This window comes from Actinoplanes nipponensis, from assembly GCF_016862275.1.
GTDB lineage: Bacteria > Actinomycetota > Actinomycetes > Mycobacteriales > Micromonosporaceae > Actinoplanes > Actinoplanes nipponensis.
This window is the reverse complement of the sequence record NZ_BOMQ01000024.1, coordinates 118238-130990: the sequence shown is the minus strand read 5'-3', so window position 1 is coordinate 130990 and position 12753 is coordinate 118238. Positions and strand designations below refer to the sequence as shown.

Sequence of the window (12753 nt, the reverse complement as noted above, 5' to 3'; positions counted from 1 at the left end):
TATCAGGCGGGGATCTCGAGGATCGGCACGTAGGTCCGGCCGTCCCGGACCAGGTGACCGGGGGCGAGCACGTAGAACACCGACTCGTGGCGCTCGATGGCCTTCTGCATGGCCCGCTGCCGCTCGTAGTCGAACGGGTCGAGCAGGAACGTCGGCTCCGGCTCGGGCGCGGTGACCGGCACGGTGAAGTCGTTCTCGTAGACGAACGAGCCGGGCGAGGTGTGGAACGGCACGGTGGCCACCATGACGCGCAGCCGGCCGAAGCGGGTGTGCACGCGCAGCGCGCTGTTGTCGTACTGGGTGACGCCGTCCAGCTTCTGCGCCTGGTACGCCGACAGCGCCAGCGCCTTGAGCGCCTTGCCCAGCCCGACGCTGGTCCACAGCGACCACAGCGACCAGCCGACCCAGGTGCCCGGGGCCGCGCTGGGCGCCGCGCAGTAGCCGGCGATCGGGATCGGCCCGTTGTAGGAGCTCAGCTTGGCCTTGTCGAAGACGGCCCGCATGTGCCGCTTGGCGTCCTCGTCGAACGCGCTGGTCTCGAGGATCTCGGTGAACGACGACTGCGGCAGCGCGGCGATGACCGCGGCGGACGGCATCAGGATCAGGTCGACCATCACCCACTGCGGCATCGGGATGCCCCGGTCGCCGAACGCGATGCCGTTCATCACGTTGAACAGGTTGAGGAACTCGCCGGTGTCCCAGCCCTTGTCCCCGGTGGTGTCGGTGAAGTCGAGCCAGGTGAGCTTGTGGCCGTACGGGGCCTCGTTGAGGAACGGGCGCAGCGACTCGTTGGACGCCAGGTAGAACTCCAGGCCGTGGCCGACGAGCTTCTGCATGTTGTCGGCGAAGCCGGGGAAATGTGCCTCGACGGCGGTCATGACTGCGCCTCCTCTGTCATGCCCTCCTGGCCCTCGCCGTCCGGGCCGGGGCGAGGTGCGGCCGAGCGAGGCTCGGTGCAGTCGATCATGACGTGCTCCCTTCGGGGTCGGCCCGGCTCCAGGCCGTCAGCTTCTCGGCGAGCGCGGCGCCCGGCCCGTCGCCGGAGTCGCGCGCCACCACGAGGATCGTGTCGTCGCCGGCGATGGTGCCGACCACGTCCGGCAGGCCCGAGCGGTCCAGCGCGCTGGCCAGGAACTGCGCGGCCCCCGGCGGCACCCGCAGCACCACCAGGTTGCCGCTGACGTCCACCGAGTTGAGCAGCTCGCGCAGCAGCCGGATGAGCCGGGCCGGGGCCTGCTCCACCGGGCGCAGCGCGGGCAGGCCGTCCTCGGGGATCACGTAGACCCCGCCGACCTTGACCGCCCGCAGCTCCTCCAGGTCCCGCGACAGGGTCGCCTGGGTGACCTGGACGCCATCGACGGCCAGCAGGTCGGCCAGCTCGGTCTGCGACCGCACCGCCTTGTCCCGGACCAGATCGACGATGCGCGCGTGCCGCGCGGCCCGGGTGCCCGGCCCGGTCATTGCTGCTCCAGCAGCCAGGCGAGCAGCGCCTTCTGCGCGTGCAGGCGGTTCTCGGCCTGGTCGAAGACCGCGCTGTGGGCGCCGTCCATCACCTCGTCGGTGATCTCCTCGCCGCGGTGCGCCGGCAGGCAGTGCAGCACGATCGCGTCGGGCGCGGCCGCGGCCAGCAGGTCCTTGTTGATCTGGTACGGCCGGAACGGCGTGTGCCGGTCGATCCCGTCGTGCTCCATGCCCATGGACGTCCACGCGTCGGTGGCCAGCACGTGCGCGCCGGCCGCGGCCTCCCGCGGGTCGCGCAGCACGCGGACCGAGCCGCCGGTGCCGGCCGCGATCTCGGCGGCCCGCGCCACCACCGCCGGGTCCGGGTCGAAGCCCTCCGGTCCGGCCACCCGCACGTGCAGGCCCGCGGTCGCCCCGGCCAGCAGGTAGGAGTGCGCCATGTTGTTCGCCGCGTCGCCCACGTAGGTCAGCGTGCGCCCGGCCGTGCCGCCCAGCCGCTCGCGGATCGTCTGCAGGTCGGCCAGCAGCTGGCAGGGGTGGAAGCCGTCGGTCAGCGCGTTGACCACCGGCACGTGCACGTCGGAGGCCAGCTCGGCCAGCCGCTCGTCGCCGGAGGTGCGGAACACGATCGCGGCCACGTACCGCGACACCACCCGGCCGGCGTCCAGCAGCGACTCGCCGCGGCCGAAGTGGGTGGCCTGGGTGTCCACCACGATGGCGTTGCCGCCCAGCTCGGGGATGCCGGTCTCGAACGACAGCCGGGTCCGCAGGCTCACCTTGTCGAAGAAGACGGCCACCGACCGCGGGCCGGCCAGCGGCCGGTAGCCGAACCGGTCCGCCTTCATCGCCGCGGCCAGGTCCAGCACGGCGCCCTGCTCGGCCGGCGTCAGGTCGTCGTCGCGCAGGAAGTGCCGGGTCATGAGAGCACCTCCCCGAGCGCCGCGACGAACGCCTCGGCCTGCTCGGTGGTCAGGATCAGCGGCGGGGCGAGCCGGATGACGTCCGGCTGGATCGGGTTGACCAGGAAGCCGGCGTCGCCCAGCCGCGCGGCCAGCTCGGCCGCGACCGGTTCGGTGAGCACGATGCCCAGCAGCAGCCCGGCGCCGCGCACCCCGGCGATGGTGGGATGGCCCAGCCCCTCGACGCCGCGCCGGATCAGCTCGCCGACCCGCTTGACGTGGTCCAGCAGGCCCTCGCCGGCGATGGTCCGGATGACCGCCAGCCCGGCGGCGCAGCTGACCGGGTTGCCCCCGAAGGTGGTGCCGTGCGAGCCGGGCTGGAACAGGTCGGCGGCCGCGCCGAAGGCGATGCACGCGCCCAGCGGCAGGCCGCCGCCGAGCCCCTTGGCCAGCGTGATCACATCGGGTTCGACGCCCTCGCTCTGGTGGTGGAACCAGTGCCCGGTGCGCCCGATGCCGGTCTGCACCTCGTCGAGCACCAGCAGGGCGCCGGCGGCCGTGCAGATCTCCCGGGCCGCGGCCAGGTAGCCGGGCGGCGGGACGACCACGCCCATCTCGCCCTGGATCGGCTCCAGGACGACCATGGCCGTCTCCGTGGTGACGGCCGCCCGCAGCGCCTCGCTGTCGCCGTACGGGACGTGGGTGACCTCGCCGGGCAGCGGCCGGAACGGCTCGCGCTTGCCGGGCTGGCCGGTCAGCGCGAGCGCGCCCATCGTGCGGCCGTGGAAGCCGCCCTCGGCGGCGACCACTTGGGTGCGGCCGGTGAGCCGGGACAGCTTGAACGCCGCCTCGTTGGCCTCGGCCCCCGAGTTGCCGAAGATGACCTTGCCGGGGCGGCCGGCCAGGGCCAGCAGCAGCTCGGCCAGGGCCAGCGGCGGCTCGGCGATGTACAGGTTGGAGACGTGGCCCAGCGTGGCGACCTGCTGGGAGACGGCGGCGACGACGGCCGGGTGGGCGTGGCCCAGGGCGTTGACGGCGATGCCGCCGAGCAGGTCGACGTACTCCTTGCCGTCCTCACCGACCACGACGGCGCCGGAGCCGCTGACCAGGCCCAGCGACGGCGTGCCGTAGTTGTTCATCATGCTCTGCGACCACCGGTCGCGGAACGAGGTCATGAGGAAGTCACCATCGTGCCGAATCCTTCCGAGGTGAACACTTCGAGCAGTGTGGAGTGCGGGACGCGGCCGTCGACCACGTGCGCGGCCGGGACACCGCCCTGCACCGCCCGCAGGCACGCCTCCATCTTCGGCGCCATGCCGGACTGGAGGCCGGGCAGCAGCTTCTCCAGGGCGTCGGTGTCGATCTGCGAGGTGAGCGACGAGGTGTCGGGCCAGTTGGTGTAGAGGCCGGGCACGTCGGTGAGCACGACCAGCTTGCGGGCGCCGAGCGCGACGGCCAGGGCGGCCGCGGCGGTGTCGGCGTTGACGTTGTGCACCACGCCGTCGGCGTCGGGGGCCACGCTCGCCACGACCGGGATGCGCCCGGCGGCGATCAGGTCGTCCACGGCCGAGGTGTCGACCGCCGCGACGTCGCCGACCCGGCCGATGTCGACCGGCTCGCCGTCGACGACCGCGGGCCGGCGCACGGCGGTGAACAGCCGGGCGTCCTCGCCGGACAGGCCGACGGCGAAGGGCCCGTGCTCGTTGATCAGCCCGACCAGCTCGCGGCCCACCTGGCCGACCAGGACCATCCGGACCACGTCCATCGCCTCCGCGGTGGTGACCCGCAGGCCGCCGCGGAACTCGCTGGCGATGCCCAGCCGGCCGAGCATCGCCGAGATCTGGGGTCCGCCGCCGTGCACCACGACCGGCCTGATCCCGGCGTAGCGCAGGAACACCATGTCGGCGGCGAAGGCCCGCTGCAGCTCGGGGTCGATCATCGCGTTGCCGCCGTACTTGATCACGACGGTGGTGCCGTGGAACCGCTCCAGCCAGGGCAGGGCCTCGATGAGGATGGCGGCCTTGTCGGAGGCGTTCACGAGGAGTACGCCGAGTTCTCGTGCACGTACGCGTGGGACAGGTCGGTGGTGCGGATGGTGGCGCTCATCTCGCCCTCGTGCAGGTGCACGGTGATGGTCACGTCGCGGCCCTTCAGGTCCACCTTGGAGCGGTCCTCCGCGGCGGCGCCGCCCCGGCACACCCACACGCCGTTGACGGCCACGTCGATGCGGTCCGGCACGAACGCGGCGTCCGTGGTGCCGACCGCGGCGAGGATCCGCCCCCAGTTCGGGTCGTTGCCGAACAGCGCCGTCTTGACCAGGTTGTTGCGGGCGACCGTGCGGCCGACCTGCACCGCGTCGGCCTCGCTGGCGGCGCCCAGCACCTCGATGGCGATGTGCTTGGTGGCGCCCTCGGCGTCGTTGATCAGCTGGTGCGCCAGGTCCGCGCAGACGGCGGTGACCGCGGCGGTCAGCTCCTCCTGCGTGGGCTGCACGTCGGAGGCGCCGCTGGCCAGCAGCAGCACCGTGTCGTTGGTGGACATGCAGCCGTCGGCGTCGATGCGGTCGAAGGTCAGCCGGGTGGCCTCGCGCAGCGCGGTGTCCAGCGCCTCGGAGCCGGCCACCGCGTCGGTGGTGAGCACGACCAGCATGGTGGCCAGGGCCGGGGCGAGCATCCCGGCGCCCTTGGCCATGCCGCCGACCGACCAGCCCGCGCCGTGCGCGACCGCGTTCTTGGCCACCGTGTCGGTGGTCATGATGGCGCTCGCGGCGGCCGCGCCGCCGTCGGGCCGCAGCGTCTTGACCGCGGCGCTCACCCCGGGCAGCAGCTTGTCCATGGGCAGCAGCTCGCCGATCAGGCCGGTCGAGCAGACCGCGACGTCACCGGCGCCGACCAGCAGCGGCTTGGGCCCGCCGCGCAGCGCGGCGGCGGTGTGCTCGGCGGTGGCGTGGGTGTCGCGGAAGCCCTGGCTGCCGGTGCAGGCGTTGGCGCCGCCCGAGTTGAGCACCACGGCGCGCACGATCCCGCCCTTGAGGATCTGCTGGCTCCACAGCACGGGGGCGGCCTTGACCCGGTTGGCGGTGAAGACGCCGGCCACGGTGGTGTCCGGCCCGTCGTTGACGACGAGCGCGACGTCGAGGCCGCCGCCGCTCTTGAGCCCGGCGGCGACGCCGCTGGCCCGGAAGCCCTTGGGGGTGGTGACGGTCACGGTGCGACTCCGAATACCTTCAGGCCCGCGGTCTCCGGCAGGCCGAGCATGAGGTTGGCGCATTGCACGGCCTGGCCCGCGGCGCCCTTGCCGAGGTTGTCCAGGGCGCTGACGACGACGATCCGGCCGGAGTCGACGTCGAGGGTGGCCTGCAGGTGGCACGAGTTGGAGCCGGCCGTGGCCGCGGTGTGCGGCCAGGCGCCGGCCGGCAGCACGTGCACGAACGGCTCGTCGGCGTAGGCCGCCTGGAGCACCGCGCGCGGGTCGGCGTCGCCGAGCGGGCGGGCGGTGACGGTGGCGAGGATGCCGCGCGGCATCGGCGCGAGCACCGGCGTCATCGACAGCGAGGTCGCCCCGGTCGCCTGCTTGATCTCGGGAACGTGCTGGTGCGCGCCGACCTTGTAGGGCGAAAGGTCGCCCAGCACCTCGCTGGCCAGCAGGCTGACCTTGGCCGCGCGGCCGGCGCCGGAGGTGCCCGAGGAGGCGACCACCACCACGTCGGCGGGATCGGCGGCCCCGGCGGCGATGAGCGGGGCCAGGGCCAGGGCGATGGTGGCCGCGTAGCAGCCGGTGTTGGCCACCCGGTCGCTGGCGGCGATGGCCGCCCGGTGCCCGGGCAGCTCCGGCAGGCCGTACGTCCAGGTGCCGGCGTGCGTGCCGCCGTAGTACCGGCCCCAGGCGTCGGCGTCGTGCAGCCGGAAGTCGGCGCCGAGGTCGACGATCTTGACCCCGGCGGGCAGCTGGGCGGCCAGCGCGGCCGACTGCCCGTGCGGCAGGGCCAGGAAGACCAGGTCGGCGTCGGCCAGCGTCGCCGCGTCGGTCGCGCCGAGGACCAGGTCCAGGCCGGTGAGCTGCGGGTGTACGGCGGCCACCGGCGTGCCCGCCTGGCTGTGGGCCGTGGCGGCGACCAGGTCGAGCTCGGGGTGCCCGGCGATCAGGCGCAGCAGCTCGCCCCCGGCGTACCCGCTCGCCCCGGCGACAGCGACCCTGATTCCCATACTTACCTCCGCATGACTATGCAGAGGACCGTATCAACGCGCATAGCCATCCGGCAACCTCGAATGGTGAGGCGGTCACCCGATCAGGTCGCGGACCTCCCGGCGTGACCGACCAAGCCGTCGCGGAGCAGGAACTGCCCGCACCGGTGGTGCGGCCAGCGGTGCGGGCCGGTCGCTACCGTGGCGGGATCGCCCACGTCCCCGGGGAGGCAGCCGTGGGAGCACGTCCCGTCCTGGTCGCCGGCCTGATCCTGGCCACCCTCGCGGGCGGCTGCGCCGCCGCATCCCCCGCCGGCCCACCGCCGCCCGCCGGCCCTCCACCCGGCGCCTCACCACCGCCCGGGGGCCCGCCACCACCCGGGGCCCCGCCCCCGGCCGGCGCCGCCCTCCCGCCGGGCGCCCCGCCGCCACCCGGAGCGCCACCGCCCGGCGCGCCGGCCCCACCGGACCGCGCCGCCGCGGAGGCTTACGTCGCCGACCTGCGCCGGATCGACCCGGCCATCGTCGGCGCCGCCGACCTCCGCACGCTCGTCGACCGCGGCCTGCTCCAGTGCCGCAGCATCCGGCAGCATCCCGGGGACCGACCCGCCCTCGTGCGCGAGACCGGCCGGCGGTTCGCCGCTCCCGGGCACCCGGACGGGTTCGGCGAGGCCGAGGCGGCCCGCATCCTCGACGTGGTGCGCGCGCGGATCTGCCCGGCGTACTGACGGCGGTCAGCGGCGCGGTGGCCGTGCGGGCCGGGCACGCCACCCCCCGGCCCGGCGCGAGGAGGCCACCCAGGACGCCTGCGCGGTTCCGGTACCGGTTGACCGAAGATCCGACCCCTGCGGTCCCCGGTACCGGTTCCGGGCTGTGCGACACTTCCGACGCTTACCGATGTGTTGCGTTTCGGAGGAAATCTCGTGGCCCCTGCGGACCCGTACCGTGATCCCTCGCTCGCCGTCGAACGGCGTGTCGAGGACCTGCTGGGCCGGATGACCCTGGCCGAGAAGATCGGTCAGATGCTGCAGCTGGACGCCCGGGGCAACCTCAAGGACGCGGTCAGCACGCGGCTGGCCGGCTCCATCCTGCACGCCTCCCCGGAGCGCATGCTCGAGGCCATCGACCTGGCCGCGAACACCCGGCTCGGCATCCCGCTGATCACCGCCGAGGACTGCATCCACGGCCACGGCTTCTGGCCCGGCGCCACGGTGTTCCCGACCCAGCTCGCCATGGCCGCCAGCTGGGACGCGGCCCTGGTCGAGCGGGTCGCCCGGGTCACCGCGATCGAGGTCTCCGCGACCGGCATCCACTGGACCTTCTCCCCCGTGCTGTGCATCACCCGGGACCTGCGCTGGGGCCGGGTGGACGAGACGTTCGGCGAGGACCCGTACCTCATCGGCGAGCTGGGGTCGGCGATGGTCCGCGGCTACCAGGGCGACGGGCTGACCGACCCGACCGCCGTGCTGGCCTCGGCGAAGCACTTCGCCGGCTACTCCGAGACCCAGGGCGGGCGGGACGCCAGCGAGGCCGACCTGAGCCCGCGCAAGCTGCGCTCCTGGTTCCTGCCGCCGTTCGAGCGGGTGGCCCGTGAGGGCTGCGCCACCTTCATGCTCGGCTACCAGTCGATGGACGGCGTGCCCATCACGCTCAACCGCTGGCTGCTCAACGACGTCCTCAAGCAGGAGTGGGGCTTCACCGGCACGCTGGTCACCGACTGGGACAACGTCGGCCGGATGGTGTGGGAGCAGAAGGTCTGCGCCGACCTGGTCGACGCCGCCGCGCAGGCCGTCCGGGCGGGCAACGACCTGGTCATGACCACCCCGGGCTTCTTCGAGGGGGCGCAGGCCGCCGTGGAGCAGGGCCGCCTGGCCGAGGCCGAGATCGACGCCGCGGTCCGGCGGATCCTGCGGCTCAAGTTCGAGCTCGGGCTGTTCGAGAACCCGCGCGCCCCCGACGCCGAGCGGCAGGCCGCGGTGATCGGGCACGCCGAGCACGCCGCGCTCAACCTGGAGATCGCCCGCCGCTCGCTGGTGCTGCTGCGCAACGACGGCACGCTGCCGCTGGCCGGCGGGCTGACCGCCGGCCGCGACGGCCGCGCCACGAGCGCCGGCGCCGCGCGGACCGTCGCCGTGATCGGCCCGAACGCGGACGCGCCGCAGTCCCAGCTCGGCGACTGGGCCGGCGCCTCCGGCCAGGTCGACTGGATGCCCGACGGCCAGCCCCGCGAGCTGATCGAGACCGTGCTCGACGGCTTCCGGGCGGTCGCCCCGGCCGACTGGACGATCACCACCGCGCGCGGCGCCGAGATCGAGCGGCTGGTGCCGGACCCGGCCGGCGCCACGTACCCGGACGGGCAGCCCCGGCCGCCGATCTCCGAGCCGGCCACCGCCGACCCCGCGATGATCGCCGAGGCCGTCGCCGCGGCCCGGGCCGCCGACTACGCGGTCGTGGTGGTCGGCGACACGGTCGCGCTGACCGGCGAGAGCCGGTCCACCGCCACGCTGGAGCTGCAGGGCGGCCAGATCGCGCTGCTGGACGCGCTGGCCGAGCTGGACACCCCGGTGGTGCTCGTGCTGCTGAACTCCAAGCCGGCCGCGCTGCCGCCCTCCGCGCTGGCCTCGGCCGCCGTCGTGCAGGCGTTCAACCCCGGCATGCGCGGCGGCCGGGCGCTGGCCGAGCTGCTGCTCGGGCTGATCGAGCCGACCGGGCGGATGCCGCTGTCGGCGGCCCGGCACGTCGGCCAGCAGCCGGTCTACTACAACCAGATCCGCGGCCAGCACGGCACCCGCTACGCGGACCTGACCCAGGACCCGCTGTTCGCCTTCGGCGAGGGCCTGAGCTACACCACCGTCGAGTACGCCGACCTGACGATCGCCGAGCCCCGGGTGGCCCCGGACGGCACGGTCCGGGCCAGCGTCCGGCTCACCAACACGGGCAGCCGGCCGGCGCTGGAGACCGTGCAGGTCTACATCAGCGACCTGGTCACCAGCGTCACCTGGGCGGCGCGCGAGCTCAAGGCGTACCGGCAGGTGGCGGTGCCCGCCGGGACGAGCGTGACGGTCGACCTCCAGCTCGCCGCGGCCGACTGCTCCCTGGTCACCGCCGACGCCCGCCGGGTGGTCGAGCCCGGCGAGTTCGACCTGCTGGTCGGCCCGAACTCGCGCCCCGGCAGCCTGCTGAGCGCCCGCTTCCGGATCGGCTGACCCCCGTCACCCAGCGGGCCCGGCGATGATCGGCAATCCTGGGGGGCGGAGCAGCACACCCGAGAGGACTGACATGACCCGGATCGCGGTGACCGGCGGAAGCGGCAAGCTGGGACGGGCGGTGGTCGCGGACCTGACCGCGCACGGCAACGAGGTGGTCAACCTCGACGTCGCCGCCCCGCGCCCCGCCCTCAAGATCGATCTGACCGACTACGGGCAGACCGTCGAGGCGCTGACCGCCATCGACGACCGCTACGACAGGATCGACGCGGTGGTGCACCTGGCGGCGATCCCCGCGCCGGGACTCATCCCGAACGCGGCGACCTTCCACAACAACATCACCGCCACGTACAACGTGTTCTCCGCGGCGCGGCTGGCCGGCATCACGAACGTCGTGTGGGCCTCCAGCGAGACCGTGCTCGGGCTGCCGTTCACCACGCCGCCGCCGTACATCCCGGTGGACGAGGCCTACCCGGCCCGCCCCGAGTCGACGTACTCGCTGGTCAAACACCTCGAGGAGACGATGGCGGCGCAGTTCTGCCGGTGGAACCCCGAGCTGACGATGACCGGGCTGCGGTTCTCCAACGTCATGGACCCCGAGGACTACGCCGAGTTCCCGTCGTTCGACGCGGACCCGCGCAGCCGCAGCTGGAACCTGTGGGGCTACATCGACGCCCGGGACGGCGCGCAGGCGGTGCGCAGGGCGCTGGCGTACAACACCCCCGGCGTGGAGGTCTTCGTCATCGCCAACGCCGACACGGTGATGAGCCGGTCCAGCGCGTCGCTGGCGGCGGAGGTGTTTCCCGGCGTACCGGTGACCAAGGAGCTCGGGGAGCACGAGACGCTGCTCTCGATCGACAAGGCCCGGCGCCTGCTGGGCTACGAGCCCGAGCACAGCTGGCGCGACGCCGTCAGCTGAACCGGGCCGCCGCGATCGGGCGCATCCGGTAGCCCAGCTTCTCGTAGGTCCGGATCGCCGCGCCGTTGTCGCGGTCGACCAGCAGCGCCACCCGGCTCCGGCCCGTGATCAGCTCGCCGGTGAGAAACGCGCACAGCGTGGCGCCCAGGCCCCGCCCGCGGGCGCGGACCCGGGTCGCCACCCCGGCGACGAAACCGATCTCCGGTACGGACCACGCGTCGGCCGCCACGGCCTGCACCACCCCGGCGGCGTCGCGCAGGCCGGCCCAGCGCCGCACGCCGGAACCGCCGGGGCGCGCCCACGAGCCGGGATGCTCCGCGTCCAGCAGCGCGGCGACCTCGGGCAGCTCGGCGTCGGTGAGCCAGCGCGGCGCCGGGTCCGCGCGCGCCGGGAGCGGCGCCGGGCCGGTCGTGTCCATCCACCCGAACCGGGCCACCGGCGCCAGCCCGTCCACCCGTTCCACCAGCGCGTCGATCAGAGCGACGTCCGCCACCGGGTGGAAGCCGGCCACCTGCCCCCGGATCCGGCGCAGCAGCTCGGCGGCGTCCGGCGGGCTGCCCCGCAGCGCCAGGCGGTCGCGGCGGCACACGTCCCGGCAGGCCACGGCGGCGGCGTCGCCGAGCGCCCAGGCCCGGGCCCCGGTGGCCATGTCCTGGGCGGTCCAGAGCAGCAACGGATCGTCGTCGGGGGCGATGCGGTTCAAGGTGATCATCACCGACCATCATGCCGCGCCCGCGCGGCGGCCCGCTTGACGGCTGCTGGCATGGTGACCGCATGATCAGGATCTGGTTCCGGCGCGCCGTCGTGGCCGGCGCGCTCAGTGCGGCGGCGGCGGTCCTGGCCATGGCGGTCGGCGACCTCTGGGTCCGCGCGGAGGCCCACGGCCGCGTCCACAGCGTGGCGTCCGTGCCCGCCGCCCCGGTGGCGCTGGTGCTCGGCGCCGAGGTGTATCCCGGCGGCGAACCGTCACCGTTCCTGGCGGCGCGGCTGGAGATCGCCCGGCAGTTGCTGGCCGCCGGCAAGGTCCGCGCCATCCTGGTCTCCGGCGACCACATGGACTGGGGCTACAACGAGCCCGGGGCGATGTTCCAGTGGCTGGTCGACCGGGGCGTGCCGAGCCAGCGGATCGTGCTGGACCACGCGGGCTTCGACACGTACGACTCGTGTGCCCGGGCCCGCCGGGTGTTCGGGGTCGGCGCGGCCATCGTGGTGACCCAGAGCTACCACATCGACCGCGCGGTGGCCCTGTGCCGGCGGCTGGGCGTCGACGCGACCGGGGTGGGCGACGACACCGTCCGCGTCTACCGCGAGCCGTGGCTCCACAGCGTGGTGCGCGAGCGCGGCGCGGTGGTCAAGGCCCTCGCCGACGTGGTGTCCCGGCGCGACCCGGTCTTCCTCGGCCCGCTCGAGCCGGGCGTCGAGGCGGCCCTGAACAGCTAGGACCGGTCCCGCCCCCGAGGGGTGGCGCGGGTGTGCGATGTTCTGCTCATGCCGTCACGACTGCCCAGACTGCTCGCCGTCACCGGCCTCGCGGTCTCCGTGCTCACCCTCACCGCCTGCTCCCAGCAGTCGCCCGACAAGGCCGCGGCCCCGCCGGCCGCCGCGCCCGTCGCCACGGCCGAGTTCGGTGACGGCCCCGCGCCCACCGCGGCCACCGCGACCCCGGCCGCGACGCCCTCGGCCCCGCCCGCTCCGCTGCTGGCCGACGGCCGCTGGCCCGGCTACCTCAAGAAGGTGAGCAGCGACGCGGTCTCCATGGACCTGGTGGAATTCCTCACCGGCGAGGCCGCCGCCAAGGCGTGGCAGAAGAAGTACCCCGACTCGGGGCAGGACACCCCCGACAACGACTACTTCATCGTCAACGACAACACCAAGCTGCGGAAGCTGCCGCTCTCCCCGGACGTCGTGGTGAAGGCGGTCGGGAAGGCCGGACCGGGCACCGAGGACACCATCACGGTGGCCGCGATCCCGAAACACTACGGGACCCTGCTGAACGGCACCCTGTTCTGGTTCACCGTCAAGAAGGGCGAGGTGACCAGGATCGAGGAGCAGTTCCTGCCGTAGTGCCCACGCCCGGGGTGCGG

General features: G+C 74.1%; 13 protein-coding genes. 5 read left to right on the top strand and 8 right to left on the bottom strand.

Translation table 11 applies throughout. The features are described from left to right. Nucleotides 1–2: 2 nt before the first annotated feature. The 7 genes from Ani05nite_RS09775 to argC form a co-directional block, all read right to left on the bottom strand. Nucleotides 3–878, bottom strand: a complete 876-nt coding sequence (locus Ani05nite_RS09775; RefSeq protein ID WP_203766953.1) for a hypothetical protein — start codon at nucleotides 876–878, stop codon at nucleotides 3–5. Nucleotides 879–963: 85 nt separating this feature from the next. Next, nucleotides 964–1461 (bottom strand): arginine repressor, encoded by a 498-nt coding sequence (locus Ani05nite_RS09770; RefSeq protein ID WP_203766952.1) that lies wholly within the window; start codon nucleotides 1459–1461, stop codon nucleotides 964–966. Beyond that, entirely contained in the window at nucleotides 1458–2381 is a 924-nt protein-coding gene (gene argF / locus Ani05nite_RS09765) for an ornithine carbamoyltransferase (protein ID WP_203766950.1), read from the bottom strand. Before argF ends, Ani05nite_RS09770 begins: the two co-directional genes overlap by 4 nt. Beyond that, the gene (locus Ani05nite_RS09760; protein WP_203766949.1) at nucleotides 2378–3535 is read right to left on the bottom strand and encodes an acetylornithine transaminase; all 1158 of its coding nucleotides are present in this window, start codon (nucleotides 3533–3535) and stop codon (nucleotides 2378–2380) included. The genes argF and Ani05nite_RS09760 overlap by 4 nt, the downstream gene beginning before the upstream one ends. Next, the gene (gene argB, locus Ani05nite_RS09755; protein WP_203766948.1) at nucleotides 3532–4398 is read right to left on the bottom strand and encodes an acetylglutamate kinase; all 867 of its coding nucleotides are present in this window, start codon (nucleotides 4396–4398) and stop codon (nucleotides 3532–3534) included. Before argB ends, Ani05nite_RS09760 begins: the two co-directional genes overlap by 4 nt. After that, nucleotides 4395–5567 carry a bifunctional glutamate N-acetyltransferase/amino-acid acetyltransferase ArgJ gene (gene argJ, locus Ani05nite_RS09750; protein ID WP_203766947.1) on the bottom strand — a complete coding sequence of 391 codons (1173 nt, stop codon included), beginning with the start codon at nucleotides 5565–5567 and terminating at the stop codon, nucleotides 4395–4397. The genes argB and argJ overlap by 4 nt, the downstream gene beginning before the upstream one ends. Beyond that, a complete protein-coding gene (gene argC / locus Ani05nite_RS09745; protein WP_203766946.1) occupies nucleotides 5564–6565 on the bottom strand; it encodes an N-acetyl-gamma-glutamyl-phosphate reductase in 1002 nt (333 codons plus the stop codon). Before argC ends, argJ begins: the two co-directional genes overlap by 4 nt. 215 nt (nucleotides 6566–6780) lie before the next feature. On the opposite strand from argC, the gene Ani05nite_RS09740 reads away from it, so the two are divergent. From Ani05nite_RS09740 to Ani05nite_RS09730, 3 genes are all read left to right on the top strand, one after another. After that, on the top strand, nucleotides 6781–7272 hold the full coding sequence (locus Ani05nite_RS09740) for a hypothetical protein (protein WP_203766945.1): 492 nt from the start codon (nucleotides 6781–6783) through the stop codon (nucleotides 7270–7272). 195 nt (nucleotides 7273–7467) lie between these two features. Beyond that, on the top strand, nucleotides 7468–9750 hold the full coding sequence (locus tag Ani05nite_RS09735) for an exo-beta-d-1,3/1,6-glucosidase (protein ID WP_203766943.1): 2283 nt from the start codon (nucleotides 7468–7470) through the stop codon (nucleotides 9748–9750). 73 nt (nucleotides 9751–9823) lie between these two features. Further along, entirely contained in the window at nucleotides 9824–10669 is an 846-nt protein-coding gene (locus tag Ani05nite_RS09730; protein ID WP_203766942.1) for an NAD-dependent epimerase/dehydratase family protein, read from the top strand. On the opposite strand, the gene Ani05nite_RS09725 is transcribed toward Ani05nite_RS09730, so the two are convergent. Beyond that, on the bottom strand, nucleotides 10662–11381 hold the full coding sequence (locus Ani05nite_RS09725; RefSeq protein ID WP_239129563.1) for a GNAT family N-acetyltransferase: 720 nt from the start codon (nucleotides 11379–11381) through the stop codon (nucleotides 10662–10664). The genes Ani05nite_RS09730 and Ani05nite_RS09725 overlap by 8 nt on opposite strands. 62 nt (nucleotides 11382–11443) lie before the next feature. On the opposite strand from Ani05nite_RS09725, the gene Ani05nite_RS09720 reads away from it, so the two are divergent. Together Ani05nite_RS09720 and Ani05nite_RS09715 are read left to right on the top strand one after the other, a co-directional pair. Then, on the top strand, nucleotides 11444–12109 hold the full coding sequence (locus tag Ani05nite_RS09720) for a SanA/YdcF family protein (protein WP_239129562.1): 666 nt from the start codon (nucleotides 11444–11446) through the stop codon (nucleotides 12107–12109). A gap of 48 nt (nucleotides 12110–12157) precedes the next feature. Beyond that, nucleotides 12158–12733 (top strand): hypothetical protein, encoded by a 576-nt coding sequence (locus tag Ani05nite_RS09715; protein WP_203766940.1) that lies wholly within the window; start codon nucleotides 12158–12160, stop codon nucleotides 12731–12733. The last annotated feature ends 20 nt before the right edge of the window (nucleotides 12734–12753 follow it).

Coding starts and splice junctions, on each gene's coding strand:
- Ani05nite_RS09775 (WP_203766953.1), bottom strand. CDS start 878: ATGACCGCCGTCGAGGCACATTTCCCCGGCTTCGCCGACAACATGCAG.
- Ani05nite_RS09770 (WP_203766952.1), bottom strand. CDS start 1,461: ATGACCGGGCCGGGCACCCGGGCCGCGCGGCACGCGCGCATCGTCGAT.
- argF (WP_203766950.1), bottom strand. CDS start 2,381: ATGACCCGGCACTTCCTGCGCGACGACGACCTGACGCCGGCCGAGCAG.
- Ani05nite_RS09760 (WP_203766949.1), bottom strand. CDS start 3,535: ATGACCTCGTTCCGCGACCGGTGGTCGCAGAGCATGATGAACAACTAC.
- argC (WP_203766946.1), bottom strand. CDS start 6,565: ATGGGAATCAGGGTCGCTGTCGCCGGGGCGAGCGGGTACGCCGGGGGC.
- Ani05nite_RS09730 (WP_203766942.1), top strand. CDS start 9,824: ATGACCCGGATCGCGGTGACCGGCGGAAGCGGCAAGCTGGGACGGGCG.
- Ani05nite_RS09725 (WP_239129563.1), bottom strand. CDS start 11,381: ATGATCACCTTGAACCGCATCGCCCCCGACGACGATCCGTTGCTGCTC.
- Ani05nite_RS09720 (WP_239129562.1), top strand. CDS start 11,444: ATGATCAGGATCTGGTTCCGGCGCGCCGTCGTGGCCGGCGCGCTCAGT.
- Ani05nite_RS09715 (WP_203766940.1), top strand. CDS start 12,158: ATGCCGTCACGACTGCCCAGACTGCTCGCCGTCACCGGCCTCGCGGTC.